General features: G+C 55.6%; 20 protein-coding genes, 2 tRNA genes, 1 pseudogene and 1 riboswitch. Of the genes and pseudogenes, 15 read left to right on the top strand and 8 right to left on the bottom strand.

Features of this window, described 5'->3' with window-relative positions; genetic code table 11:
• Positions 1–355 precede the first annotated feature (355 nt).
• The 8 genes from glmU to H8K20_RS12045 all read left to right on the top strand — a co-directional run bounded on the left by glmU (position 356) and on the right by H8K20_RS12045 (position 10,719).
• A complete protein-coding gene (gene glmU / locus H8K20_RS12080; RefSeq protein WP_186488589.1) occupies positions 356–1,768 on the top strand; it encodes a bifunctional UDP-N-acetylglucosamine diphosphorylase/glucosamine-1-phosphate N-acetyltransferase GlmU in 1,413 nt (470 codons plus the stop codon).
• A gap of 85 nt (positions 1,769–1,853) precedes the next feature.
• Positions 1,854–2,807 (top strand): ribose-phosphate diphosphokinase, encoded by a 954-nt coding sequence (locus tag H8K20_RS12075; RefSeq protein ID WP_105204640.1) that lies wholly within the window; start codon positions 1,854–1,856, stop codon positions 2,805–2,807.
• A gap of 280 nt (positions 2,808–3,087) precedes the next feature.
• Positions 3,088–3,678: an aminoacyl-tRNA hydrolase gene (gene pth / locus H8K20_RS12070; RefSeq protein ID WP_341480851.1), complete on the top strand. Its 591-nt coding sequence runs from the start codon at positions 3,088–3,090 to the stop codon at positions 3,676–3,678.
• 9 nt (positions 3,679–3,687) lie between these two features.
• Positions 3,688–7,134: a transcription-repair coupling factor gene (gene mfd / locus H8K20_RS12065; protein ID WP_186488588.1), complete on the top strand. Its 3,447-nt coding sequence runs from the start codon at positions 3,688–3,690 to the stop codon at positions 7,132–7,134.
• 152 nt (positions 7,135–7,286) lie between these two features.
• Positions 7,287–8,333 carry a hypothetical protein gene (locus tag H8K20_RS12060; protein ID WP_105204643.1) on the top strand — a complete coding sequence of 349 codons (1,047 nt, stop codon included), beginning with the start codon at positions 7,287–7,289 and terminating at the stop codon, positions 8,331–8,333.
• 130 nt (positions 8,334–8,463) lie between these two features.
• Positions 8,464–9,663 (top strand): transglutaminase domain-containing protein, encoded by a 1,200-nt coding sequence (locus tag H8K20_RS12055; protein WP_186488587.1) that lies wholly within the window; start codon positions 8,464–8,466, stop codon positions 9,661–9,663.
• A gap of 31 nt (positions 9,664–9,694) precedes the next feature.
• Positions 9,695–10,033: a Smr/MutS family protein gene (locus H8K20_RS12050; protein ID WP_475600693.1), complete on the top strand. Its 339-nt coding sequence runs from the start codon at positions 9,695–9,697 to the stop codon at positions 10,031–10,033.
• A 68-nt stretch (positions 10,034–10,101) separates the two neighbouring features.
• Positions 10,102–10,719, top strand: a complete 618-nt coding sequence (locus tag H8K20_RS12045; RefSeq protein ID WP_341480860.1) for an AAA family ATPase — start codon at positions 10,102–10,104, stop codon at positions 10,717–10,719.
• Between the two features lie 92 nt (positions 10,720–10,811).
• On the opposite strand, the gene H8K20_RS12040 is transcribed toward H8K20_RS12045, so the two are convergent.
• Positions 10,812–11,714, bottom strand: a complete 903-nt coding sequence (locus H8K20_RS12040) for an LCP family protein (protein WP_186488584.1) — start codon at positions 11,712–11,714, stop codon at positions 10,812–10,814.
• Positions 11,715–11,964: 250 nt separating this feature from the next.
• Positions 11,965–12,133, top strand: a riboswitch (Lysine riboswitch).
• A 128-nt stretch (positions 12,134–12,261) separates the two neighbouring features.
• Here H8K20_RS12040 and H8K20_RS12035 point away from each other — a divergent pair.
• On the top strand, positions 12,262–13,677 hold the full coding sequence (locus tag H8K20_RS12035; protein ID WP_154866264.1) for an APC family permease: 1,416 nt from the start codon (positions 12,262–12,264) through the stop codon (positions 13,675–13,677).
• 1 nt (position 13,678) lies between these two features.
• Complete coding sequence (locus tag H8K20_RS12030; RefSeq protein ID WP_186488583.1) at positions 13,679–15,292, top strand: amidohydrolase; 1,614 nt, start codon at positions 13,679–13,681, stop codon at positions 15,290–15,292.
• Positions 15,293–15,366: 74 nt separating this feature from the next.
• Here H8K20_RS12030 and H8K20_RS12025 read toward each other — a convergent pair whose 3' ends face one another.
• The 7 genes and pseudogenes from H8K20_RS12025 to H8K20_RS12000 all read right to left on the bottom strand — a co-directional run bounded on the left by H8K20_RS12025 (position 15,367) and on the right by H8K20_RS12000 (position 21,258).
• Positions 15,367–15,810 carry a hypothetical protein gene (locus tag H8K20_RS12025; RefSeq protein WP_186488582.1) on the bottom strand — a complete coding sequence of 148 codons (444 nt, stop codon included), beginning with the start codon at positions 15,808–15,810 and terminating at the stop codon, positions 15,367–15,369.
• Between the two features lie 359 nt (positions 15,811–16,169).
• The gene (locus H8K20_RS12020; RefSeq protein WP_154866258.1) at positions 16,170–17,555 is read right to left on the bottom strand and encodes a TrpB-like pyridoxal phosphate-dependent enzyme; all 1,386 of its coding nucleotides are present in this window, start codon (positions 17,553–17,555) and stop codon (positions 16,170–16,172) included.
• 549 nt (positions 17,556–18,104) lie between these two features.
• On the bottom strand, positions 18,105–18,692 hold the full coding sequence (locus tag H8K20_RS13905; protein ID WP_341480859.1) for a cytidylate kinase-like family protein: 588 nt from the start codon (positions 18,690–18,692) through the stop codon (positions 18,105–18,107).
• Between the two features lie 57 nt (positions 18,693–18,749).
• Positions 18,750–19,955, bottom strand: a pseudogene (locus tag H8K20_RS12015) (cation:proton antiporter); the annotation flags it as partial.
• Positions 19,952–20,566, bottom strand: a complete 615-nt coding sequence (locus H8K20_RS12010) for a TetR family transcriptional regulator (RefSeq protein ID WP_186488580.1) — start codon at positions 20,564–20,566, stop codon at positions 19,952–19,954. The pseudogene H8K20_RS12015 and the gene H8K20_RS12010, both read right to left, overlap by 4 nt.
• A 491-nt stretch (positions 20,567–21,057) precedes the next feature.
• Positions 21,058–21,142, bottom strand: a tRNA-Tyr gene (locus H8K20_RS12005).
• A 40-nt stretch (positions 21,143–21,182) separates the two neighbouring features.
• A tRNA-Thr gene (locus H8K20_RS12000) sits at positions 21,183–21,258 on the bottom strand.
• A 395-nt stretch (positions 21,259–21,653) separates the two neighbouring features.
• Here H8K20_RS12000 and argH point away from each other — a divergent pair.
• The 5 genes from argH (at position 21,654) to H8K20_RS11975 (ending at position 26,283) form a co-directional block, all read left to right on the top strand.
• On the top strand, positions 21,654–22,988 hold the full coding sequence (gene argH, locus H8K20_RS11995) for an argininosuccinate lyase (protein WP_186488579.1): 1,335 nt from the start codon (positions 21,654–21,656) through the stop codon (positions 22,986–22,988).
• Positions 22,989–23,001: 13 nt separating this feature from the next.
• Complete coding sequence (locus H8K20_RS11990) at positions 23,002–23,748, top strand: aspartate/glutamate racemase family protein (protein WP_186488578.1); 747 nt, start codon at positions 23,002–23,004, stop codon at positions 23,746–23,748.
• Positions 23,749–23,797: 49 nt separating this feature from the next.
• A complete protein-coding gene (locus tag H8K20_RS11985; RefSeq protein WP_186488577.1) occupies positions 23,798–24,628 on the top strand; it encodes a transporter substrate-binding domain-containing protein in 831 nt (276 codons plus the stop codon).
• Between the two features lie 280 nt (positions 24,629–24,908).
• The gene (locus tag H8K20_RS11980) at positions 24,909–25,574 is read left to right on the top strand and encodes an amino acid ABC transporter permease (RefSeq protein WP_105204656.1); all 666 of its coding nucleotides are present in this window, start codon (positions 24,909–24,911) and stop codon (positions 25,572–25,574) included.
• Positions 25,561–26,283, top strand: a complete 723-nt coding sequence (locus H8K20_RS11975; protein WP_186488576.1) for an ATP-binding cassette domain-containing protein — start codon at positions 25,561–25,563, stop codon at positions 26,281–26,283. Before H8K20_RS11980 ends, H8K20_RS11975 begins: the two co-directional genes overlap by 14 nt.
• Positions 26,284–26,306 lie beyond the last annotated feature (23 nt).

Here is a 26,306-nt window from a genome sequence, read left to right as displayed (position 1 = left end):
GATTGTTCATATGCTTTAGACCCTTTGTCTATGCCTATCATTATAACAAATGGGACCTCTATTTGCTATACCCAAATTGATTTGGCGGGCAAATATTGTGTAGTTTCCATATATTTTCCCCAGCAAATCAAAAAGGACTTGCAAAAAAGTTTTAAAATTGTAATAATTATATATACAAACTGGGTCGGACGTCTGCCTATTTCACAAAAAATTGTTGTTTCCGCGGGTGCAGTGCGCCCGCTTTTGGGCTGTTTTAGGTCGTGAAAAGAGATCGGGCAGACCGCGAGCAGATGTTTTGGCTCACCGCCATGAGAGATAGCGCCTTATCGGCGCGTTTTGTGTGGGAGGAAAAGTAATGGAGCAAACCATCAGCGCAGTGGTGCTGGCTGCCGGCGAAGGCAAACGCATGCGCTCGAAAAAACCCAAGGTGCTCTGCGAGGTGCTTTTTAAGCCGATGATCAACTGGGTCGTCGATGCGCTGCGCGAGGCCGATATACAGGACATATGTGCCGTGGTGGGCAACGGCAGCCAGCAGGTCATCGACGTGTTGGGTGACGATGTGACCACGGTGCTGCAAAAAGAGAGACTGGGAACAGGGCATGCTGTGATGCAGGGGAGAGTATTTTTATCTTCGCGTACCAATGGGCATACCCTGATTTTATGTGGAGACGCCCCTTTTATCGACGCCGACACCATCCGCCGCTCGCTGCAGGCGCACGTGCAGAGCGGCGACGCAGTCACTGTGATCACCGCCGAGCTGAGCGACCCCACCGGCTATGGCCGCATCGTAAAAGGGAGCGATGGCAAGATAGCGGCAATTGTGGAGCAAAAAGACGCCACCCCTGAGCAGCTGCTTATAAAAGAGGTCAATTCCGGCGCTTTCTGGTTCAAGACCGGCGACCTGTTAGAGGTGCTCGACAGCTTAAAAAATGACAATGCCCAGGGCGAGTACTACCTGACTGACTCGGTGGCGCTGCTCGTCGAGATGGGCCGCGGGGCCGGGAGCTTTGCCGCCGCCAGCGATGATGTGGTGCTGGGGGCCAACGATCGGCGCAGTCTGTACAAACTCAACCAGATTGCCCGGCAGCGGGTCATCGAGCGGATGATGGACGAGGGGGTAGAGTTTGTCAGCTGTGACGGCGTAGTGCTGTCACCCGACTGCCAGATCGGCCCCGATACCAAAGTGCTGCCCGGGACCATCGTCAAAGGTCGCTCGGTCATCGGTGGCGGCTGCATCGTCGGCCCCAACTCGCTCATCGACGATTCGGTCATCGGCGACGACAGCATCATCAACAGCACCCAGATGCAAAATGCCACCGTGGGCAGCGGGGTGCGCATGGGTCCGTTCGTGCAGCTGCGGCCCAATTCGCATATCGGTGACATGGCCAAGGTGGGTAACTTTGTAGAGGTGAAAAACTCCACCGTGGGCGAAAAGACCAGCATTGCCCACCTGACCTATGTGGGCGACAGCGATGTGGGCGACCGGGTCAACTTCGGCTGCGGCTGCGTCACCGTCAATTACGACGGGTCTAACAAGTTTCGCACTACCATCGAGAGCGACTCGTTTATCGGCTGCAACACCAACCTGGTGGCGCCGGTAAAGGTGGGGCAGGGGGCCTATACCGCCGCCGGTTCTACCATCACTGAGGACGTGCCCGCCGGCTCGCTGGCTATCGAGCGCGGATACCAGAAAAATATCGAGGGGTGGGCCAGCAAAAAGCTGGCGGCCCGCATCAAGAAACAGCGGACCCAAAAAGAGGAGAAGTAGCCGGCCGCTATCAAAAAGGGGAGAAACGGCGGACCGTGTCCCGCCGGATAAGGGATAGACTTGATTTTAAGATAGGGGAAAAATTATGAACATACACGGGAAAGACATCAAGATTTTTACCGCGAACTCCAACCCCAAGGTGGCCGGAGAGATTGCCGAGTATCTGGGGCTGCCGGTGGGCAAATCCGACGTAGGGCAGTTTTCTGACGGCGAGATCTCGGTGGCAATCCACGAGTCGGTCCGCGGCTCAGACGTCTTTGTAGTGCAGTCTACCTGTGCGCCGGTCAACCGCCACCTGATGGAGATGCTCATCATGATCGACGCCTTTAAACGGGCCTCGGCCGGCCGGGTGACGGCGGTCATCCCCTACTTTGGCTACGCCAGGCAGGACCGCAAGTCCAAGGCCCGCGACCCCATCTCGGCCAAGCTGGTGGCCGACCTGATCACCGCCGCCGGCGCCGACCGGGTGCTGACCATGGACCTGCACGCCGCTCAGCTGCAGGGCTTCTTCGACATCCCGGTAGATCACCTGTTGGGCGTGCCGCTGCTGGCCCCGTACTTTGAAAAGAAGTTTGCCGGCGCCGACGACGTGGTGGTAGTGTCGCCCGATTTCGGCTCGGTGACCCGTGCCCGCAACTTCGCCCAGAAACTGGATTTCCCCATCGCCATTGTCGACAAGCGCCGCCAGAAGGCCAATGTGTCGGAAGTGATGAATATCATCGGCGACGTGAAAGACAAGCGCATCATCTTGGTCGACGACATGATCGACACCGCCGGCACCCTGTGTAACGGCGCCAAAGCGCTGATCGAGAAAGGCGCCAAAGAGGTATACGCCTGCGCCACCCATGCGGTGCTCTCCGGCCCGGCTATCGAGCGCATCAAAGAGAGCCCCATCAAAGAGCTGGTGTTTTTAGACACCGTCCCGCTGCCCAAAGAAAAGCAGCTGGATAAGATCAAAGTGCTGCCGGTGGCCCCCGTATTTGCCGAGGCCATCGCCCGCATCTACTCTGACAAACCGGTGTCGACGCTGTTTGTCTGAGTGCAGTGCCGCCGGGCCAGCTCGGCTGAGGCACCTAGCGCAGAAGACGAGCGACATACAGGTATACATAGCAATTGGCGGGGCGGTGTTTTTCACCGGTCCGCCAATAGGCGTTTCGCCGCTTTTTGGCAAATTTTTGGGCGGCACCGTGACACAATGAGCTGAAAGATCAGTGTCATACTTAAACCGGGCTTACCCAATGGGCAGCGCGGCGATAAAATTTGCCCGCATATAAACCAGCTAAACGCCCCCAGATGGGGAAGTAGGAGGGACTTTTATCGTGGCACTGTTTTCGCGGCCCCAATTTGACCTGTGTGTGGTGGGCCTTGGCAACCCCGGACCCAAATATCAAAATACCCGGCACAACACCGGCTTTATACTGATGGAGAAGATAGCCGATCAACTGGGAGTCAAGATCGATCGGGCCCGTTTTCAGGGCAAATGTGGCAGCGTGCAGATAAACGGAAAAAAGGTGCTGCTGTTAATGCCTCAGACCTTTATGAACCTCTCGGGCCACAGCGTGCTGGAGGCCTGCAACTACTATCAGATCCCACCGGAAAAAGTGCTGGTCATCTTTGATGATATCTCGCTGGAGATAGGCAAGATGCGCATCCGGCGTAAGGGATCGCACGGCGGGCACAACGGTATCCGCGATATCAGTTACTGCCTGGACAGCGAGGCGTTTCCGCGTATCAAGGTGGGTATCGGCAAAAAGCCCGACCCCCGCTACGACCTGGCCGACTGGGTGCTCTCCCGCTTTACCGAGAGCGAGCGCCGCCGCATCGAGGAATTGGCCGAGCCCTGCCTGGACACCGTACAGCTGGTGTTGCAGGACAATATCGGCGAGGCCATGAACCGCTACAACAGCTAGAGGCGCACCATGGAATTTTTTCACAGTATCCTGCAGAACTCGGGACCCTATCAAAGGTTAAAAGACGCACTGAAAGACGAAAATACCCCTATAGCGGGGTACGGGCTGTCTACGGTGCACAAATCCAACCTGGCCATGGCCGCTTACTGCGACCTGGGCGGGCAGTTTTTGCTGCTCTGCCCTGACGAGCGCTCGGCCGAGCGCACCTGTGACAACATAAACAACATGTACGGCAGCCTGCTGGCCCAGGTGTATCGGCAAAAAGATTTTGTATTTCGGCCTATCGAGGGGGCCTCGCGGGAATTTGAGTACAGTCGCCTGGCAGTGCTGGGTGGCATACTCGACGGCAGCTGTAAGATTGTGGTGACCACCGCCCCGGCGGCGCTGCAACACACGATACCACCGCAGCTTTACCGGCAAAACAGTTTTGAGGTGGGTCAGGGCGACGAGCTGCCGGTACAGCAGCTGGCTGCGCGGCTGGTGGCCAGCGGATATATTCGCCGGCCGCAGGTAGATGGTCCAGGTCAATTTTCACTGCGGGGCGGCATTCTGGATATCTTTCCCCCGCAGGCGGCGCAGCCGCTGCGCCTGGAGTACTGGGGCGACGAGATCGATACCATCTGTACCTTCGACCTACTGAGCCAGCGGCGCACCGACCAGCTGGAGAAGATAGCCATCACCCCGGCCAAAGAGGTGCTTATACAGGAGCCGGAAGACCTGGTAAAGCGGCTGCAAAAACTGGCCGCCAAGCAGAAAAACGAGCAGCTGGCGGCAGATATCGAGCGGGCACAAAACGGTGTGGAGATCGTGGACATCGACCGCTATATCGGCCTGTGTTACCCGCAAGGAGCAACGCTATTTGACTATTTAGAAGACGCAGTGGTATTTACCAGTGAGCTAAACGATATTTTGGTAGAGCTCGACAACTTTCTGTGGCAGATGGGAGAGGATATCCAAACGCTCCTGGAAGAGGGGCTACTGGTAGAAAAACTCACCACTTTTTGCGGTGATAAGGGTTATCTGCTGGGGCAGTTGGGCCGGCGGCGCACCGCCTTTTTAGAGACTTTTTCCCGCCCCATCCCCGACTTTGCCTTAAAAGATCTGATCGATTTTACCGCTATCTCTACCTCCTGCTGGAGCGGCCAGATGCAGATGCTGCGCGAGGAGATTGACGGCCAGTTGGAAAAGAGCTACTGCCTGTTAATTTTGGCCGGCACCGAAAAATCAGCCCGCACGCTGGCCCACGATCTGCAAAAAGACGGCTATAGCGCCCAGTATACCGAGAGCGGCAAAGATATCGTGGCCGGGCGGATATACGTGGCCACCGGCAGCTTGTCGGCGGGCTTTGAGTACCCCGAACTGCGAGTAGGGGTCATCACCTATCTGCAGACCAATGTGGGTGCCGGTAAGCGCCGGGCCAAAAAGGTGCGCAAAAAAGACGCTATAACTTCGCTGGAGGACATCACCAAAGGCGACTACGTGGTGCACATCGCCCACGGTATCGGCCAGTTCGACGGGGTGACCCAGCTGGAGATACAGGGGGTAAAAAAGGACTATTTAAAGATCAAGTACTCGGGCAAAGACGTGCTGTTCGTTCCGGTGACCCAGCTCGATCTGGTGTCGAAATACATCGGTCCCAAAGAGGATAAGCGGGTAAAGCTCAACCGGCTGCACTCCACCGAGTGGCAGAAGACCAAACAGCGAGTATACGCCTCAGTGCGCGACATGGCTGACGAACTCATCGCACTGTATGCCTCCCGCGCTCAGGCCAAAGGCTTCGCCTTCTCTGCGGACAACGACTGGCAGCGAGAATTTGAAGAGCGCTTCGAGTACGCCGAGACCGACGATCAGCTGCGATGCATCCAGGAGATCAAACAGGATATGCAGTCTCTTCGCCCCATGGACCGCATTTTGTGCGGTGACGTGGGCTTTGGCAAGACCGAAGTGGCGCTGCGGGCTGCATTTAAATGTGTGCTCGACTCCAAGCAGTGCGCGATCTTGGTGCCAACCACCATCCTGGCTTGGCAGCACTATCAGAACCTGCTCAAGCGCATCGGCGACTTCCCGGTAAAGGTAGAGCTGCTCTCGCGCTTTCGCAATGCCAAGCAACAGCGCGAGATCATCCGTCAACTGCGCACCGGCGAGGTGGATATCGTGGTGGGCACTCACCGCCTCATCCAAAAAGATGTAAAGTTTAAAGACCTGGGACTGGCCATCATCGACGAGGAGCAGCGCTTTGGCGTGGCTCACAAAGAGCGGTTCAAAGAGGCGTTTAAGGGGATCGATCTGCTGACGCTGTCGGCCACCCCCATCCCCCGCACCCTGAACATGGCCATGTCGGGCATCCGCGACATCTCCATCATCGACGAGGCGCCCCAGGACCGCCACCCCATCCAGACTTATGTGGTGGAACACAGCGACGTGCTGGTGGCCGACGCCATCAAAAAGGAGCTGCGCCGTGGCGGCCAGGTCTACTATCTGTATAACAAGGTGGAATCGATCGAGAGCCGGGCGGCCAAGATCGCCCAGATGGTCCCCGGGGCCAGCGTGGCTTTTGCCCACGGTAAAATGACCGAGCGGGAACTGTCGTCGGTGTGGTCACAGCTGCTCGACGGCACCATCGACGTGTTGGTTTGCACCACCATCATCGAGACCGGAGTGGACGTGGCCAACTGCAACACCCTCATTATCGAGGACGCCGACCGACTGGGTCTGTCGCAGCTATATCAGATACGCGGCCGGGTGGGCCGCTCCACCAAGCGGGCCTTTGCCTACTTTACCTTTAAGCGGGGCAAGGTGCTCACCGAGATCGCCTCTAAGCGGCTTACAGCCATCCGCGAGTTTACCAGTTTTGGCTCGGGCTTTAAGATCGCCATGCGCGACCTGGAGCTGCGGGGCGCCGGCAACCTGCTGGGGGCCCAACAGCACGGCCATATGGAGGCGGTGGGTTACGATATGTACCTGCGCCTGCTGGCCGAGGCGGTGAGCGAGAAAAAAGGCGAGGAGCGGCCGTACAAAAATGAGGAGTGCCAGGTAGATATCCAGGTGGACGCCTATATCCCCGAGACCTATATCGAGAGCCTGCCCAGCCGTATCGATATCTATAAAAAGATCGCTGCCATCGCCTCGCGGCAGGAGGCAGACGATGTGCTCGACGAGATCATCGACCGCTTTTCCGACCCGCCGCGCAGCGTGCTGGGACTCATCGACGTGGCGCTTTTGCGCAACCAGGCGGCAGGGCTCGACATCACCGAGATCGTACAGCGGGAAGATACCATCTATTTCTATATAGGCCGGCCGGATATGGACCGCATCTCGCGGGCGCTTTCGGGGGGCACCGGCGCCAAGAATATCGTCTTTAACGCCGGTCAAAAGCCATATTTGGCCGCGCGGCTGGCAGCGGGCCAAAAGCCTATCGACCTGATCAAAAAAGTGTTGGCACTGATGGAGAAATAGCCGTCTAGCCGGCTATAGCTGGCTAGGTTTGCCTTTACACCGGGCGCGAAAATTGCTATAATAACAGGCAAAGTATTATGGGGCCATAGGGCCCTGCAGAATGTTAAAAATTCCCGCCGGCAGCCCGCCGGCGTCGAGGGGGAGACCTAGAAATGTCGATAAAGAAAAAGCTGCTGGCACCGCTGGCGCTGGTACTGAGCTTGGTGATGGCCGGCTGTACCTTTGGCACCCATTTTGGCACCGTGGCCACGGTGGGCGACGTAAAGATCACCGACGGTATCTACCTGTATTATCAGTACACCGCCTATGGCGAGGCGCTCAGCGCGGTAGAGGACTCGGAAAAGAGCCTGTTTAAGCAAAAAGTCGGTGATCAGACCGCTTCTGAGTACATTGTGGACCGCACCAAGACCCACTGCGCCTCCTACGCGGCAGTCGAGCAGCTGTTTGCAGAAAAGGGGCTGGAGCTCACCGACAGCGATCGCGATTACGTCGATGCCGCTGTGGCCCAGAACTGGCCCTCAGGCCAAAAAGTGATGGAGAAAAACGGCGTGAGCGAAGCCACGTATAAGCTCATCGTAGAAAATGCCGTCAAGTCCACCAAGCTGTTTAATGCTCTGTACGGCGAGGGCGGTGAAAAGGCAGTGACCGACGAGGAACTGCTCACCTACACCAGAGAAAATTATATGCGCATCCGCTATTTTGAGATCCCAAAACTCGACAGCAACAGCGCCTCCATTAGTAAAGACGGCGTAAACCAGATGCTGGGGTACGCTCAGCAGGGCGTGACCGATGCCAATGGCGGCAAAGACTTTGCCCAGGTGGCCAGCGACGTGATGGCCCAGTGCCTGCCGGTGGGCGGCTACACCGTGAGCGAGGGGGCCGACTATATCGGCGCCACCTATGTCTCTTACAGCGAGGACGGCACCAACTTCCCGCTGGCGTACGTGAAAGCCATGAAAGACACGGCGGTGGGCAGCTACGGCTACTACGAAGGGGCCCAGTACATCTACGTATTTCAGCGGGTAGAGGTCGACAGCGACCCCGAGGCGTATGCCAGCTACAAGACTAGCCTGTTAGCGGCAATGAAGCAGCCCGAGTACGAGACGCTGGTACAGGAAAAACAGGACAGTCTGGAAGTAAAGATCAGCGAAGAGGCTCTGAAAAAGTACACCCCTAAAAAGGTGAAGTACGAGAAGTAGCCTGCCATTGACAAAACTATACGGCGCAAAAGAAAAAACGGATGCTCCGCTCCGTTTTTTCTTTTACCTATTTGCCCATTTATTCGGTACACCGTGCTGGGCAGCGGGTATGATACCTTGGGAGGACACATTGCAAAAAAACAGCCATCGCCGCTACAGACACCTATTCGTAAGCCTACTGGCCCTGCTGCTCTTGACAGCGCTGACTGGCTGTCAGCTGGGAGACAAAGTGGAGGGCCTGCTCGGGCCTGAGGCCGACCCCATCGTGGCGGGTGAGGATATCGACGCTAAACTAGAGACCAAATATGGCCGCACCCAACTCAGTGGTGACGAGCAGGTCCTCTACGACGCACTGTATACCGCCGTCGCCTCGCGGCAGGACGAGGTGCGTATAAAGGGCGATATCACTGCGGAAGAACTGGAACGGGTATACCGCTACTATTTTTCCGACTCGCCAGAGCACTTTTGGATCGAGGGGTATCGCTATGTGACCCGCACCGAGTCGGGGCGGGTAAAGAAAGTACTGCTGGATTACAGCGGTACCCGGGGCGAGATCGAGGCTCAGTCCTCGCAGCTACAGCAAAAACTGGAAGAGCTCGACAGTCAGATGCAGGGGCAGCCGGGTGATTTTGAAAGAAGCGTGTTCGTCAGCGACTATCTGTCGGCCACACTGCAGTACGATACCGAACAGGCCGCTGGTGCCGATGCTTACACCGCCTACGGGGCGCTGGTGCAGGGGCAGGCGGTGTGCCAGGGGTATGCCAAGGCCGCTCAATTGCTGTTTCAGCAGGCGGGCATGGAGTGCCTATATGTGCGGGGCGAGAGCCGTGGTGAGCGCCACGGCTGGAATATCGTCAAGCTGGAGGGGGCGTACTATCATCTGGACCCGACCTGGAACGACATTCAGTTCGAGAGCTCTGAGCAGGAACAAGGGGTGCGCAACCACACTTATCAAAATATTACCACCGCCGATATTTTGCGCGACCACCAGATCGACGATAGCGAGAACTATCCCCTGCCCGACTGCAGCGAGCAGGCGCTCAACTACTATGTGAAAAACGGGTTGCAGGCTGCTGATTTTGAGCAGATCGCCGACCGGGCCGCCGAGGTTGCGGCCCAGAACATCGCCGCCGGTGAGGATTATCTGGAGCTGCGTTTTGGCAGTAAAGAGCAGGCTTTGGAGCTGGTGGAGTCGCGCAACGCCATGGGTCGGCTGCTGGGTGATATCAACTACCGGCTATACGACGTACAGCTGAGCTACGCTTACTCGTACTACCTCAACGAGGAGCAGTCCACGGTGCAGATCTACTTTCAGCGGGCCGAGAGTTGACTGCATACCAGAGGAGGGGCGGACATTGGCAGTGGATACAGTAAATTTAGAAGAGGGCCGCCCCTTTGTAAAAGAGGCGCTGGAACACATGGAACGCGCACTGGAGCGCTCGAGGAAGAGCGGCTGTAAAGTGCTCAAATTTATCCACGGCTACGGCTCCAGCGGCAAAGGCGGCAAGATCAAAAAGGCAGTGCGCCAGCGGCTGGGCGAAAAACTGGCCGATGGCGAACTGCAGGCGGTGATCTACGGCGAAGACTTTACCCTGTTCGATGCCGATACCCAGCGCGCGTTGGCCAAATACTATTTTTTGGCCGGAGACAGCGATATGGGACGTATGAATTTGGGCATTACTTTCGTGGTATTCAAATGAACACCGCTGTGCCTCCTCAAAAAGACTTTGAGCCCGGTTCTGGCATAAGCGGTGGATGTGCGATCTTGGTGGCGGGTATACCGGCAGCGGGCAAGACCCGTTTTGCCTGCTGGCTAGGCAGTGCCTGGCAGCTGCCCTGCCTATCTAAAGATGGCGTAAAAGAGTTGCTCTTCGATCAGTTGGGCTTTGAGAGCAGGCGACAGAAAGTGGCGTTGGGCGCAGCAGCACAGGCAGTCTTGCTCGATTTTGCCGCGCGCCAGCTAGAAGCCCAAAACAGCTTTATTTTGGAGAACAACTTTGAAGACAGCTCGATCCAGCCACTGACGCAGCTGCTGGATCGGTATGGTTGTCGGGCAGTGACGGTGCGTTTTGGCGGCGATATCGAGGTACTGTACCATCGCTTTATTGCCCGCGACAAGTCACCACAGCGCCACCGCGGCCATGTGGTGAATGCTGTCTACCCCGAAGTAGGACCCCCGCCGCCCTATGTGCCTATGGGATTAGCAGCCTTTACCGCTGGTGTGCAGACCCGCGGCTTTGACCGCTTTGCCGTACGGGGGCCAGTGATCCCGGTCGACTGCACCGATTTTGCTCAGGTGGATTATAAAGAGATCGCCCGGAAAATAAAAGAGGTATTAGGGCAGCTGCTGGCGCAGATAGAAAGCGCCTGTCGCCGCCGAAAATGACTCGTAAAAGCCCCCGGCACAGCTTACTTTGCCTGTGCCGGGGGCTTTTATTGAGGTGAGAGATACGGAGTTAGAGCAGATCTGCTCAACTGTTAGTCGGGTGACGACACAGTAGGTGTCTCTTTTTGGAGGCCCACTCCAAAGTAGTCCCGCAGTACGCTGCCGTGCAGGTCGGGCTGATAGTCGCCATTTTCGTCGCAGTAGATCTGTGGTGTGGTCACTGTGCTGGAGCCGGTAACCAACACCTCGCGCAGAGCGGCCTGTAGATCGGGGATATCGATGGAGGCGATATCGGTCTCGATGTTGTCGGCTACCCCGGTAAAGGTATCGGCCAAACGCTCGACTTCGTCGCGGTTAAAATAGTGTTCGATATAGGCCTTGATGAGCTGTAGGCGCAGGGTATCTTTTTCCTGCCCCTGCAGACCGCAGTAAGAGAGATACCCCAGGCAGCGGCTGCCGTCGAGCCGCTGCCGCCCGTAGAGCAGTTTGAACTGCAGCAGACCGCTCTGCTCACTGTAGTGGTAGATGTTTTCGTGTACGTCAAAGTCTACCGGTCCAAAACTGTCGGACAGAGCGATCAGCGAGGCATCGGTCAGATCAACATAGTAGTCGGTCTTTAGACCGGTGAGCTGCTGCAGACTCTCGATAAACTGGCCCACCCCATTATAGGCATACGCCTGGCGCAGGTCGCCGGTGCGAGTGCCGAACTGTACCTTCCACGACAGGGGAATATTGGTCACCAGCAACTGCCCCTGTGCGGGGGAGATGCGCACCAGCTGGCAGCTCTGGGGCAATCCCCGCCGGTCGGTGCGGTGCAAAAACAGGATATTTACATCGTCGGCAGTATCGGTGTCAGCCGCTGCCTGCTGGGCGTCAGATGCTGCCGGCTTTTCCTGTTTGGGCATAAACAGCAACCACGACAGTCCAAATACCAGCCCAATAGCGGCCAGGCTTAGGAAGAAACTCTTCCAAAAGGTCTTTTGTTCCGGGCGCATGGGCGCACCTCCCCTCGTCCGGTAGTATGGGACAAAATGGGCCGTATCATGCGGGCAAACAAAAGTAGAGGCAGCGGCTGGCGCCTACTGGTCGGGGGCGCCGGCCCGGTGAGAGCGCCATCCCATCAGCACTCGACGACATAGGGGATCGCTGGGGTGATAGTATTTTGTCACTTTGTGGCGCTCATGGTCAAAATGGGGCTGCTGACAGCTGGACAAGCTGGCCCCGGTATGGTATATTTGTACCAGAAAAGTTGGTAGAGGCGCAGTGCGGATGAGTACCGCGGCACAGGGGGCACCCGGTGACGCCGCGGAAAAGGCCAAATTGCCGAAACTGTCTGCCGGGCGCGGCAGGTCAGTTGGGCGCAGGGAAAACATCTCTGTGACTCCTGTTTTTTAACAGAGGCGCTATCGGTGAAAACGGCTATATGCCCGCAGGGCCTATGGAAAAGTTGCATCGGTGGGGTGCAGCTTTTTTATTTTGCCGTGTAGGTAAAAAGAGGAGTAGCGGCGCGCATCCGCGCCGGGAGAAAGGATGTTTTTTCTTATGGCAAACACACAGGATACCCACTTAAAGGAGCTGCAGTCTGAAAAGACCGAGTTCAAGCGCGAAGTGGGGCTGTTCGGCGGCGTCTCGGTGCTGGGCGGCATTATGATCGGCTCGGGTATCTTCTACCTGGGCAGCTATGTGCTGATGCGCGCGGGCATGAGTCAGGGTCTGGCCCTGATCGTGTGGGTGATCGGCGGCCTGGTGATCCTGGCCTCGGGCATCTGCTACGCCGAGCTGGGGGCTATGATGCCCAAAGCCGGCGGCGGCTATGTGTACCTGCGCGAGGCGTACGGTGAGCGCACCGCTTTTATGAGCGGTTTTTCAAACTTTATATTGGGCTCTTCGGGCTCGATCGCCGGGCTGGCCATTGCCTTTCCCGAGGCCATATCCAGCCTGGTGCCCATCAGTGCGCTGGGCTGTAAGATCATCGCCATCGGTATGATCCTCCTGCTCACGGTGATCAATGTGTTCGGTATCAAGATGGGCAGCATCATCCAGAATATCTTTATGGTGCTCAAGCTGCTGCCCATCGCGGCCATCATTCTCTGTGGTCTGTTTATGGGCAAGCAGACCCCCAATTTAAGCCCCATGCCCGCTTCCAATCCCAGCGTGTTCCAGCTCTGCGGCATGATCGCCTTTGGCGTAGTGGCTACACTGTGGGCCTACGAGGGCTGGACCAACCTGAACACCATCAGCGAGGAGATCAAAAATCCCCGCCGCAATCTGCCGCTGGCTATTATCATCTCCATCTGCGGCGTCATGGTGGTCTACGTACTGTTTAACCTGGCTATCTACCGCACCGTCCCCTACGCCACCATCGAGACGATGCTGGCCAACGGCGACTTTTTTCTGGGCACCCAGGCCGCCAAAGAGCTGTTTGGCAATCTGGGCATGATCGTGGTGGGCTCAGCTATGGTGGTGGCCATCTTCAGTGCCCTCAACGGCTGTGTGATGGTGTTCCCCCGCTCCTACTACGCTATGGCCAAAGACGGCGCTTTCTTTAAGAGCGTGGGCAAGCTGCACCCCAAGTACAAAACGCCGGTCAACGCCCAGATCGCCTCGGCCATCGTGTCTATTGCTCTGGTGATGGCCCGCGACCTCAATCAGCTGACCAGCCTGGTGGCTTTCAGCGGCATGCTGTTTAACACGCTCATCTTCTATGCAGTCATTCGGCTGCGCAAAAAATATCCCCATATGGAGCGACCGTACAAGGTGTGGGGCTATCCGGTGCTGGTGATCGTCACCATCCTCATCACCATTGGCCTGCTTATCAACACCCTGATCGAGGACCCGGTCACTTCCCTGATCGGTCTGGCAGTGCCGGCAGCCGGCCTTGTCATCTACGAACTGGTATTTAAAAAGAGCCGCCAGGCAGTGCTGGCTGCTCAAAATGCCGAGAAGGAGGATAACTAACATGGGCAGACTCATAACCAACGCCAAAGTATATGTAGAGCGCGAAAAATTTGCACAGGCGGTGTATATGGAGGACGGTGTCATCAAGGCAGTGGGCACCAACGAAGAGGTGCTGGCCGTAGCCCCGGCCGGTACGCCCCAATACGACGCCGGCGGCCGCACCGTGGTGCCCGGTTTTAACGACAGCCACATGCATCTGTACTTTGTGGGCGAGAACTTAGAATCTATCGATCTGCACGGCGTCACCTCGATGGCCGAGGCCAAGCAGATCGCGCGCGACTTTATCGCCCGCACCAAGCCCGCGCCCGGCACTGTGCTGCACGGAACCGGCTGGAACCAGGATTACTTTACCGATGAGCCCCGCATGATGGACCGGCACGACCTGGATGAGATCACTACGGAATATCCCCTCATTTTAGAGCGGGCCTGTGGTCATGCCCTCACGGCCAATTCGCTGGCCATCCAACTGGCCGGGGTCACCAAAAATACCCCGCAGCCCGAAGGGGCCCAGTTCGATGTGGATGAAAACGGCGAGCCCAACGGCATCTTTCGCGAGACAGCGGCCAATTTGGTGATGTGCCTGCGCCGCGACCCCACGGTAGAGGAGATCGAGCACACCCTGCACACCGCTATGGAGCATGCCGCCGAGTGGGGCATCACCTCGGTGCAGACCATGGATGTGCGGCCCGGTGCCTATAGAGATATGCTGCAGGCCTATCACAACATCCAGTCGACCCACCCCACATTGCGGGTCTATCACCAGTGTAATTTTATGGCCCCCGACGATTACCGGGAGTTTTTAGAGCAGGGCTATATTACCGGCAGCGGCGACGCCTTTAATAAGATCGGGCCGCTGAAACTGTTTGTAGATGGTTCGCTGGGCGCCCGCACTGCGCTGATGCGCGCACCGTACGCCGATGACCCGTCGACTACCGGTATTCAAACGCTCACCCAGCAACAGACCGACGAGCTGGTTCAGATAGCCGATGCCGCCGGCTGTCAGGTGGCGGTGCATGCGATCGGCGATGCAGCCATTGAGCAGGTGCTTAACAGTTACGATACGGTCTGCGGGGATGGGGAGAACCCCCATCGGCACGGCATCGTCCACTGCCAGATCACCGATCGGGCGCTGGTAGAGCGCTTTACCCAAAACAATATTTTAGCTTACATCCAACCCATCTTTTTACACTACGACATGACGGTGTTAGAGAGCCGGGTGGGCAAAGAATTGGCCGCGACCAGCTATGCTTTTGCCACCATGAACCGGTTGGGCATCCACAACAGTTTCGGCACCGATTCGCCGGTGGAAGACCTGAATACCATGCACAACATCTACTGTGCAGTGACCAGAAAAAATCTGGCCGGCACCCCGAGCGGCGGTTTTTATCCCGATGAGTGTGTAGACGTGTACGATGCGGTGGATGCCTACACGGCAGCCAGCGCTTACGCCAGTTTCGAAGAGGATGTGAAGGGCCGCATCAGGCCCGGGTACTATGCCGATTTGGCAGTGCTCAGCGAGGATATCTTCACCATCGACCCCGAGCGCATCAAAGATGTAAAAGTCGACGCCACGATATTGGCCGGTGAGTTCGTCTATCAGCGAAAAGATGTCTGATCGGCTCTATAAATAGAAAGAGGGACGGGACCTATGGCGGTCCCGCCCCTCTTTCTATTTATAGTCTATTCTATCTACAGCAGCGGCGATAGCAGATGGATAAGAAGTAGCGCCGCCAGCGGTACCGCTGTACCACCGGCCAGTTGGGCCGATGTATGCCGCCCGGTGTGCAGACTGGCCCACCACACAAAAACCAAGAGCACCGCCCCCGGGAGCAGCGCCGGCACTCCAAAGTAGCAGAGCAGTGCCACGGGCCCAGCGGCACCACAGGCATGGCCGCTGGCCTTTTTACCGATGAGCTTGTTGACCACCAGCAATAGTAACCCAGAGAGCAGATACTCAGTATACACGATCCACATAGCCCGGGTACCGCGCAGCAGTGCGTTGCCCACACACCCCAGCAGATAGCCGATAACGGCGAACACCATAGCTAAGCTGCGCTGACCCTCCCGCCCGCGGTCGCGAAAACCGGGAATATATCGCTGCAGGGGGTAGGCCAGCAGCGGCAGCACCGTCAAGCACAAAAGCCCCCACTGCAGTGGAGGGGCTCCTCCTATCAGTTCGGGCCGGCAGCAATACAAAACGACCAACATACAGCCGGCCAAAATAGGGGCTGCAGTAGCGACGCATATCCATCGAGAAAGTTTGTCCACAGCACTTTACCTCCTGCTCTGGTATAGGGCGGCCATATTCAGTAAGGGCCCGTTCTCTATAAATACCAGTATACACCAATTTGCCCACAGACAACAAAAAAGCGTTTTCCTGGGCCTTATCTGTAAGTCAGGATAAGAGATAGACAAACAAAAAAAGAGAGGCAAACGCCATCAGCGTTCGCCTCTCAGCAGTGTGAAAATAAAGAGAAGGAAAGAGGGGAGGTTCAGTTCATGCTGCCGGGGAACTGGGGCAGACCGGCAAAACCTCGTGCTAGGTCTTCATCGGTGGGGATATAGTCGCTCATCTCGCCGTTGTTATAGCGCTCGTAAGCGGTCATATCGAAGTAGCCGGTACCGGTGAGACCGAACACGATGGTCTTTTCTTCGCCAGATCGCTTGCAGGCCAGTGCCTCGTCCACCGCCACTTTAATGGCGTGGCTGCTCTCGGGAGCAGGAAGGATGCCCTCGATGCGGGCAAACTGCTCAGCTGCGGCAAACACCGCCGTCTGTTCTACGCTGCGGGCCTCCATAAGACCGTCGTCATAAAGCTGCGACAACACACTGCTCATGCCGTGGTAGCGCAGCCCGCCGGCGTGGTTGGGAGCGGGGATAAAGCCGCTGCCCAGCGTATACATTTTGGCCAGCGGACAGACCATACCGGTGTCGCAGAAATCGTATGCGTATTTGCCCCGGGTCAAGCTGGGGCAAGAGGCCGGCTCTACGGCGATAAAGCGGTAATCTGCTTCACCCCGCAGCTTTTGTCCCATAAACGGGGCAATGAGTCCCCCCAGATTCGAGCCGCCCCCGGCACAGCCAATGATGATGTCTGGGGTGATATCATATTTGTCCAGGGCAGCTTTGGTCTCCAGACCGATGACCGACTGGTGCAGCATCACCTGCGACAGCACACTGCCCAGCACGTAGCGGTATCCCTCGCGGGTGGTGGCGGCCTCCACTGCCTCTGAGATAGCACAGCCCAAACTGCCGCCAGTACCGGGGAACTCGGCCAGTATCTTGCGGCCAACGGCGGTGGTGTCAGACGGAGAAGGGGTGACATCAGCCCCGTAGGTGCGCATCACCTCACGGCGAAACGGCTTTTGTTCGTACGAGACCTTGACCATATACACCTTACAGTCGAGCCCAAAGTACGCACAGGCCATCGAGAGGGCTGTGCCCCACTGGCCGGCGCCCGTCTCGGTGGTGACGCCTTTTAGCCCCTGCTTTTTGGCGTAATAGGCCTGGGCGATCGCACTGTTTAGCTTGTGGCTGCCACTGGTATTGTTACCCTCAAATTTGTAGTAGATCTTGGCCGGAGTACCCAGTGCCTGTTCCAGCCGGTAAGCGCGCATCAGCGGAGCAGGCCGGTACATTTTGTAGTAGTCGCGGATCTCACTGGGGATGTCGATAAAAGGGGTGGTATCGTCGAGCTCCTGCGCCACCAGTTCCTCACAGAACACCGGCGCCAGGTCGGCGGCGGTCATGGGCTGCAGAGTCTCGGGATTTAAAAGCGGTGCGGGCTTGTTTTTCATGTCCGCGCGCAGATTGTACCACTGGCGGGGCAGCTCGCTTTCAGACAGGTAGATCTTGTAAGGGATGTTTTGGTTTGCCATAGTATTTGTCTCCTTTCCAAAATATGCGACTCTTGCGGGACAAAGGCAAACAAAAAAGCCTCTGTCCCTGCATACTGCCGGGACAGAAGCTGTAAAAACACTCCTGCGGTGCCACCCTGCTTGGCGCTCGTCTGTGCAAACAGCACTGCGCCCACTCGCCGCGTACAAACATACGCCAGACATTTGTTAACGGAGGTCTCACTCCGGCGCGCCTACTTTTCTTTTGCTAACCAGAAAAGTTCGGGTTGCTCTCAGAAGCCCATTCACTGCTGTCTTACCGCGCTGCGATCTCACCGCCCGCAACTCTCTTGGCCGGAGGGCACAGCAGTTACTTCCTCTTCCTCATCGATTTAATCTGTATTTTAGCACATGACGGACAAATGTCAAGGTTTATTTTTAAAATCATATCGCCCATCAAAGGTGATCAGATAGGGGTACTTCGCTCAGTCTGCCCATTCTATGCCGATTTTTAATCAGTGTGACTGCGCACCTAAAAGCGCTCTGCCCCACCCGGACAGAGCGCTTTCTTATATGGGCCATATCCCTTATCTACCGCTCTTGGGTGGCGGCGGACAAAGAGCGATAGACGTCTTTTAAGATCTGCACACAGCCATCGATCCCCAATGCACTGCTGTTGAGACAGATGTCGTAGTTGTCGGCATCGCCGAATTGACGCCCGGAGTAAAAACTGTAGTAGGAAGCTCGACGCTTGTCGGTCCTCTCTATATCCGCCAGAGCATGATCGGTCGTCTCGTGATAGGTATGGATGAGCCGGTGTTGGCGGCTCTTGCGATCGGCATAAATAAATACCCGAATTACATTTTGTCGGTCCTTGAGGACCTGATCGGCACAGCGGCCTACAATGATGCAGGAGTTCTCGCTGGCGATCTGACGAATGATCTGTGACTGGTGTAAAAATACCCGATCATCGACCGAGAGACCCTGTCCGACATCGCGGGAGAGCCCATCTAGCAAACTGCCCGCCCAACGTGTCTCGGCCTCTTCAAAAAAGCTCTGGTCGATCGTGCTGGAATTGACGGCCCGCTCGATGATCTCGTGGTCGTAAAAAGGAATCTTTAACTGCTGTGACAGCTGGTGCCCGACCATACGCCCACCGCTGCCGTGTTGGCGGCTGATGGTAATGACCGGCGGCAGGGGTACTGCGCTGACGTTGTTGGTGGCCTCTTGCCGATCAAACTCGCCGGCCCATTCAAACCCCTTTTTGGCCATGACGACGGCGATCACCTCGTTGATCACCGCGGCGGCCGCGATCGTGCCCTGAATGATCTTGGCGCAGGCCGGTGCCGGCCCCGCCAGCACCGATACGGCAATACCGGTAAACACCAGCGATACACCGGAGTGGGGCAGCAGCGTAAGGCCGAGATAGTTGCGCACAGTTTTGGGAGACTTGGTCACCGCAGCGCCAAAAAAGGCGCCAAAGTACTTTCCGAATGCCCGGGCAGCGATGTAGATCGCTGTGTAGAGCCCCGCCCCCAGAATCAGGTGGTAATCCAGCGGTGCACCCAAATTTAGGATGACGACGATCATGGCCACTCCGAGAATGGGATTAAAGCCCTGCATGATCTGATCCAGCCGTTTTTCAGAGACCATATTCGAAAATGTAGCTGAAAAAGCCATACCGATCAGCATAAAATTGAGCACCGGTCGCGGCAGCAAATCATTGCACCAAAAACCCACCCCGGAGGAGAGGAGGATCATCGCTATCAGCAAAGCTAAAGTGGGGCCTGCGCCCCGCTCTTTTTTCAGCACCAAGCCGGCCAACAGGCCGGTGACGACGCCAATGATCAAAGGAAGCAGCACTACCAGCGCGATCATATAGGCCGGTAGCTCTCCCGCCGACAGATTGCCCGCCACGATGGCGATGGTGCTAAAAAATACGATACAGCCCACAATGTCGTCCAGCGCCGCCATAGGAATAAGGGTGGCGGTCACCGGCCCCTCTGTTTTAAATTCGCGCACGATAGAGAGGGCCGGTGCCGGAGCGGTGGCCAGAGCGATACCACCAAAGAGAAACGCCAGGTATAGAGGTATACCGGAAAAATAGAACACGATACCAAATACCAGCGACACGACTAGGAATGTGCCGATAGATTGGGTGAGCGTAGTGATGATGATCGCTTTTCCCGAACGTTTTATCTTACGCCACACCAGTTCGGTACCGATCATCAGGCCCACAGCACACTCTAAAACGTGCATGATGCTCTGATACCAAACGGCATCGAGCAGAGTGTCGCTCACGAGAGAGACCGCGTGGGGGCCTAAGATCATGCCGGCGATCAGCCAGCCTAGGATCGAGGGCAGCTTGAGTTTCGACACCAATTTACCGGCCACAAAGGCCAGCGCAACAGCGGCCAGCAGCCGCAGAAAAAGCAAGATCATTTTTGTATCCTCCTCTCGGCGATACCATATAACATAAAATCGAGCATTTTTGCCAGGCGGCTCTCGTGGTCGGCCACCAGTACCTGTAGGTCTTTGCCCACATAGGCCGGGCTGCTAAAATAGCCGTTAAACATCTCCTGCATGACTTCATAATACGCTATAGCGTCATCCTGCGTAACGCCCGGCCGCAGCGTCATTTTAGACAGTGCCGCCTGGTAGATCTTTTTGTTGAGACAGTCAAAGTCGGCTTTGGCCTCGCGTATCTGTGCCGCCAGCGATGCTGGCGGCTGAAGGACTGCTTCAAAAAAAATTCTGGCGCACAGCGGATGCTGAGAAAAATACCGAATGCGCAGCTGCATATACCGCTCTAAGTCATCTCCGATGTCCTGATCTTTTAAATATGCAGTCACTTCGGCAAAGCAGCGCGATACACAGGCCAGATACAGTGCATCTTTACCGGAAAAATTGTGGTAGAGCAACCCCTTAGATATTTCATGGCCACTGCAGATGTTGTTGATCGCCGCGGCACTGTAACCGACAGTGCCAAATTCTTCTATGGCGGCGCCGACGATCCGCTCACGCGTCCGTTCTGTCTTCTCCTGTTTTTTCACCAAAACACCTCTGATCCCAAATATAGACTGAATGGTCTGTAATTTATTATAACAATTACAGACCGTTCGGTCAATATTGCTTGGGGCTTGTACACCAGGGATATCCTGTAGCTACAAACAGGAGCATGGCAGTATTGTCTTTAGATAAACAGGCGCATATTTGGTTGCTGGATCTACCCGGTAAGGTGTGCATAGCCGTCGTATACACAAAGAGAAGAGCTGTGCCGAGTGGCGGCCATTTTGTAACGCTGGATGTGGACAAAATACTTTTTCGAAAAATGCATGGGGAACGTGTAAATGCGGCTGGAAAATGAGTCTTTTAATTACTATTTGCATTTGCGCGCATGCATCAGACAGTAAAAAAGACTGGACCGAAGTGGCACAGCCTTTTTTACTGAGAGGGACAAGCGGTTTAGATACCGCCTCAAACGCGAGCATTTTGCGTTACTAAAAGAAAAAAGCTGCGGTGTGCAATGCACACGCCGCAGCTTTGGTGGTGGAGGATGGATTCGAACCATCGAAGTCACTGACAACAGATTTACAGTCTGCCCCCTTTGGCCACTCGGGAACTCCACCATATTTTATTTCAGTAGCCACATTGGCCAGCTCTTTTCAATGGAGCTGGTGGACGGACTTGAACCCCCGACCTGCTGATTACAAATCAGCTGCTCTACCAACTGAGCTACACCAGCGAATATGACAACAACGTGAATTATATCATCTACCTATTAGGTTGTCAATGTCTGAGGGAGAATTTTTAAGACCATCATGCTTATCTTTTTGTAACCCATAGGCTGTTCATCCAGGTAGGTTACAAAGTTAGCCGCGGTAAAAAGTTTTACTCGATTGTGGATAGAGATACAGATATACACATCCGTACAATTTGTATGTTATGAATAAATATTTTAATATACAACTAAATATACAATAATTAAAGGCATTAAATACAAAAAATGGAATATATATAGCTTTATAAATGTATAATTACTAGATAAATAGAAAATTTATTGCAATCTATTGCAATTATTATAAAATATATCGTATAATTATGCTACTTTAAAAAACATACAGCAGAGAGGGCTTTAAAATGGAGCATAAAACAGTTACCAAACTGTGGGGCGGTCGTTTCCGCCAGGACGAAAACGAGCTGATGGAGCAGTTTAACAACAATCTCTCCAATACGACCTGGCTGTGTGGGCCAGACATCCAGGGGAGTTTGGCCCATGTAGCTATGCAGGTAAAGTGTGGGCTGCTCACCGTCCAGGAAGGTGAACAGATCGCACAGGGCCTGCAGGGTATCCTGGCGGACGTACAGAGCGGTGCCCTGCAGATGACCAACGCCTACGAAGATGTGCACACCTTTGTAGAGGTACATCTTATCGAGCGCATCGGCGATGTGGGTAAAAAGCTGCACACCGCCCGCTCCAGAAACGACCAGGTCAATACAGATATGAAGCTGTATGTAAAGCAGCAGACAGCGTACGTTATTGAGCTGGTGGAGAAGATGCAGCGCACACTACAGGAAAAAGCGGCGCAAAACCCCTGTATTATGCCCGGCTATACCCATCTGCAGCGGGCACAGGTAGTCACCTTCAAATACTATCTAATGGCTTACCACGGTATGCTCCAACGCGATAAAAAACGGCTGCAGAGCGCACTGGACAACATGGATCTGTCGCCGCTGGGCTGTGGCGCACTGGCCGGTACGACACACCAGATCGACCGCGCTTTTACCGCTGAACAGTTGGGTTTTAGCGGCGTGTATGCAAACTTTATCGACGGGGTCAGTGACCGCGACTACCAGTTGGAGGCCATGTCTGCCTTTAGTATCCTTATGATGCACCTCAGCCGTCTCAGCGAGGAGATCATCCTCTGGAGCTCGCAGGAATTTGGCTTTATCAGTCTCGACGACAACTACACCACCGGTTCCAGTATCATGCCTCAAAAGAAAAATTCAGATGGGGCCGAACTCATTCGCGGCAAGACCGGCAGAGTATACGGCGATCTGATGGGGCTGCTCACCGTAATGAAGGGGTTGCCACTGGCCTATAACAAAGATATGCAGGAGGATAAAGAGGCCTTTCACGACAGTCTGCAAACGGTCATCTTATCGCTCTGCATGATGGAGCGAATGATCGCCACGCTCACTGTGAAAAAAGAAAATATGGAAAAAGCGGTCAAAAAGGGCTTTCTTAATGCAACGGAGGTAGCCGATTACCTGGTGGGGAAAGGGATCCCCTTCCGTGATGCCCACGGCATCGTCGGCCAGATCGTCATTTACTGCGAGGACCACCAAAAAGCTATTGAGGAGCTGCAGCTCTCAGAATTGCAGCAGTTTTGCCCCGTATTCGATGATGGCATATATCCCTATATCGACTACCACAATATCCTGAAAAAAGGCATTAAAAAAGAGATGCTCTAGAGGGGACTTAACTATGCGCATCAAGTTTATAAACCCCGATTCTGGTCTCGATCGCCAGCAGTTGGTGGCCCGTGAAGCGCTGCTGTTGACAACAGCCAGACCGGATACCCAAATATCGATGATCTGCCCCCAGTGTACCGAGGTCTGCATCGATTCCGACTTGGATGTGGCGGTTGCGGCCCCCGAGATCGTGCAGCTGGCACTGGATGCCCAACAGGAGGGGTACGACGCAGTGGCGCTATACTGTTTTAGCGATCCCGGTCTGGCTGCCTGCCGCGAGGTGCTCTCGATCCCAGTGCTGGGTGGGGCCCAGTGTTCGCTGGCGCTGGCCACCCAGTTGGGCTATCACTTTTCGGTACTCACCACCGACGAGCGCCGCATCCCCCCAAAAGAGGCTTTTATTCGCGCATTGGGTTATGGCAGCTTTTTGACCTCGGTGCGCAGCGCGCAGCACGGGCCTGATCAGATACGCACCGCCACTGGCGATGACCAGCTGATCGCTCAGCTGGCCGAAGCGGCAAAAAAATGTGCCGCCGACGGGGCCGACACCGTGATCTTGGGCTGTCTCAGCTTTGCCGGGCTGGCGCCACAGGTCTCGGCGCTGGTCGGCATCCCGGTCATCGACCCCGCTATGGTACTGGTAAATACCGCCGAGATGCTGGTGGCCCAGTCGCTCTCCCACAGCAAGCGCGCTTACCCCACGCCACCCCGGTCGCCCCGGTGCTGGAAAGCGGGAAAGATCGACTTGTCAGCACAGTAGAGCTGACGGTTTTACAAACAATATCTGTATGAGAGAAAGAGGAGTTTTTATGAAACTGAAAAAAATACTTGCCCTGTTGGCGGCATCGGTACTCACTCTGGGGCTGTTTGCCGGCTGTGGCGAAGAGACCAAAGAGACCGGTGCTGCGGGAGGTGACAGCTCAAAGCCCCTGTCTGGCAAGCATTATGTTATCGCCCTGAGCGCCTCGTTTAAAAACTTTGAGTCGGTCACCGTCGACGAGGAGGGGAACGAGACCTACGAAGGGCTGGATATCGATTTTATCGAGCAGCTCTCAAAAGATCTGGGCTTTACCTACGAGATATCCAACATGCAGTTTTCCGGGCTGATCGGGGCGCTGCAGTCCGGCCGGGCCGACATGGTCATCTCCGGTATGACTGCTACGGATGAGCGCCGCAAAAATGTCGATTTTTCGATCGGCTACATCCAGGCCCGCGATGCCTTTTTGGTCAAAAAGGGCTCCGGTATCACCACGGTAGACGATCTGACCGGTAAAAAGATCGGCTGCTCTACCGGTACCTCATACGAAGATATGGCCCGCCGGGTGCCAAATGCCCAGGTGTCAACATTCGACGGCCAGCCCGCGGTTTTGCAGGAGCTGCTCAATGGCCGTATCGACGCCATGTGTACCGACGGTTCGCTCATCGACGGTTTTATGAAACAGTACGATGAGATCGACGGTTTTATGGTGCCGGTCGACAGTTCGCTGAGCGAAGGAGTGGCCAAAGAGTTCGCGATCGCTTTCCCCAAGGATTCAGAGCTTAAAAAAGTTTTCGACGAGGAGATCCAGACACTTAAGGACAACGGCACGATGGACCAGATCATCGTCAAATGGCTGGGAGAGGCATATATCGGCGAATAGCTTTTTGCGCAATAGGCCACCCCAATACGGGCAAAAGATAAGAGCTACCCCCCGCCGGGCAGCGCAAAAAGTGTAAGAACAGCTCTCGGAACACAGTTCCTCGCGCCGCGAAGCGGCAGCGCTGTTCTTGTGGCTGACGATACGCTTTTTGGCGAAAAATTGGATATTTTCCATCACATCCTAGTGTAAAAAAGATCTCAGCGCCGATATCGGCATTTCGCGCAGGCAGAGCCAGGCGGGCAGCCGTCTGGCTCTACGCTGCGGCCAAAGGAGAGAGAACGTGAACTTAGACTTTAGTGTCATTCCCAAATACATGCCGCTGTTTTTTAAGTCCATCGGCATGACCTTACAGATCACCGGCCTGTCCCTACTGTTGGGCTTTGTCATCGCCATTCCGCTCACGCTGTGCAAGATATCGCGCAGCAGAGTGTTGCGGGGCATCGCCTACTTCTACACCTCCATATTCCGCGGTGTTCCCCAGCTGGTGCAGCTGTTTTTGGTGTACTTTGCCGTCCCCCAGCTATTTGCCTACAAGATCACCGCCATGCAGGCCAGCGTATTGGCTTTTGCCTGCAACTCGGCCGCCTTTTTGTCAGAGAACCTGCGCGGTGGTATCCAGGCAGTAGATGCGGGTCAGCGCGAGGCGGCCATCGCTCTGGGGGTACCCTATCCGCGTATGATGTGCGATATCATCTTTCCCCAGGCGATCAAGAGCACACTGCCCAGCGTCATCAACGAGATCATCAACCTGCTCAAAGGTACTTCGCTGGTGGCCACCATCGGTCTGGTAGATATTATGCGCACCGCCCAGCTGGTAATGAACTCCACCTATAAGGCGTTTGAACCACTCTTGGTATCGGCGCTCATCTACTACATCATCGTCATGCTGCTGACGCTGCTGGCCCACCTGGTTGAGAGGAAGGTACATAAGAGTGATAAGCGTTAAAAATATCTATAAGGAATTTGGCGCGCTGGAGGTGCTCAAAGGCGTGTCGCTGGATATCCACAAAGGGGAGATCGTGGCGATCATCGGTCCCTCCGGGTCGGGAAAATCCACCTTGCTGCGGTGCATGAATTTGCTCGAAAAGCCATCTGGCGGCTCGATTTTTATCGACGGGCAAGATATCACCCAGAAAAAAGTAGACCTGATGTCGGTGCGCGAAAAGGTGGGGATGGTCTTCCAGCACTTTAACCTCTTTCCCCACATGACCGTGTTGGGCAACATGACATATGCCCCCCGCAAAGTAAAAAAAGTGCCGCCCAAACAGGCCGAGAAAAAGGCGCTGCAGCTGCTAGAACAGGTTGGACTGTCCGACAAGGCCAACGTGTACCCCGATACGCTTTCTGGCGGGCAGAAGCAGCGGGTGGCCATCGCCCGTGCGCTGGCCATGGACCCGGAAGTCATCCTGTTCGATGAGCCCACCAGCGCCCTGGATCCCGAGATGGTAAAAGAGGTGTTGGGGGTCATCAAAAACCTGGCCGATACCGGCATCACGATGGTACTAGTGACCCACGAGATGGGCTTTGCCCGGGAACTGGCCGACCGCATCTGCTTTTTAGACGAAGGCATATTGGTGGAGGACGCGCCGCCCGATGTGTTTTTCTCCACCCCCAAATCCGACCGCGCCCGTGTGTTTTTAGAGAAGGTGCTCTAACAGCACCTCACGATAGAGAGGAC

The sequence above is a fragment of the Neobittarella massiliensis (ex Bilen et al. 2018) genome (assembly GCF_014269355.1).
Taxonomy (GTDB): Bacteria; Bacillota; Clostridia; order Oscillospirales; family Ruminococcaceae; genus Neobittarella; species Neobittarella massiliensis.
The sequence above is the reverse complement of the archived record's forward strand: the minus strand, read 5'-3'. Positions and strand labels throughout refer to the sequence as shown.

Excerpts from the sequence above, each read along its gene's own strand:
- H8K20_RS12060 (WP_105204643.1), top strand. The coding sequence starts at position 7,287 with ATGTCGATAAAGAAAAAGCTGCTGGCACCGCTGGCGCTGGTACTGAGC.
- H8K20_RS11990 (WP_186488578.1), top strand. The coding sequence starts at position 23,002 with ATGCGCATCAAGTTTATAAACCCCGATTCTGGTCTCGATCGCCAGCAG.
- H8K20_RS12035 (WP_154866264.1), top strand. The coding sequence starts at position 12,262 with ATGGCAAACACACAGGATACCCACTTAAAGGAGCTGCAGTCTGAAAAG.
- H8K20_RS12030 (WP_186488583.1), top strand. The coding sequence starts at position 13,679 with ATGGGCAGACTCATAACCAACGCCAAAGTATATGTAGAGCGCGAAAAA.
- H8K20_RS11985 (WP_186488577.1), top strand. The coding sequence starts at position 23,798 with ATGAAACTGAAAAAAATACTTGCCCTGTTGGCGGCATCGGTACTCACT.
- H8K20_RS12075 (WP_105204640.1), top strand. The coding sequence starts at position 1,854 with ATGAACATACACGGGAAAGACATCAAGATTTTTACCGCGAACTCCAAC.
- glmU (WP_186488589.1), top strand. The coding sequence starts at position 356 with ATGGAGCAAACCATCAGCGCAGTGGTGCTGGCTGCCGGCGAAGGCAAA.
- H8K20_RS12040 (WP_186488584.1), bottom strand. The coding sequence starts at position 11,714 with ATGCGCCCGGAACAAAAGACCTTTTGGAAGAGTTTCTTCCTAAGCCTG.
- mfd (WP_186488588.1), top strand. The coding sequence starts at position 3,688 with ATGGAATTTTTTCACAGTATCCTGCAGAACTCGGGACCCTATCAAAGG.
- H8K20_RS12020 (WP_154866258.1), bottom strand. The coding sequence starts at position 17,555 with ATGGCAAACCAAAACATCCCTTACAAGATCTACCTGTCTGAAAGCGAG.
- argH (WP_186488579.1), top strand. The coding sequence starts at position 21,654 with ATGGAGCATAAAACAGTTACCAAACTGTGGGGCGGTCGTTTCCGCCAG.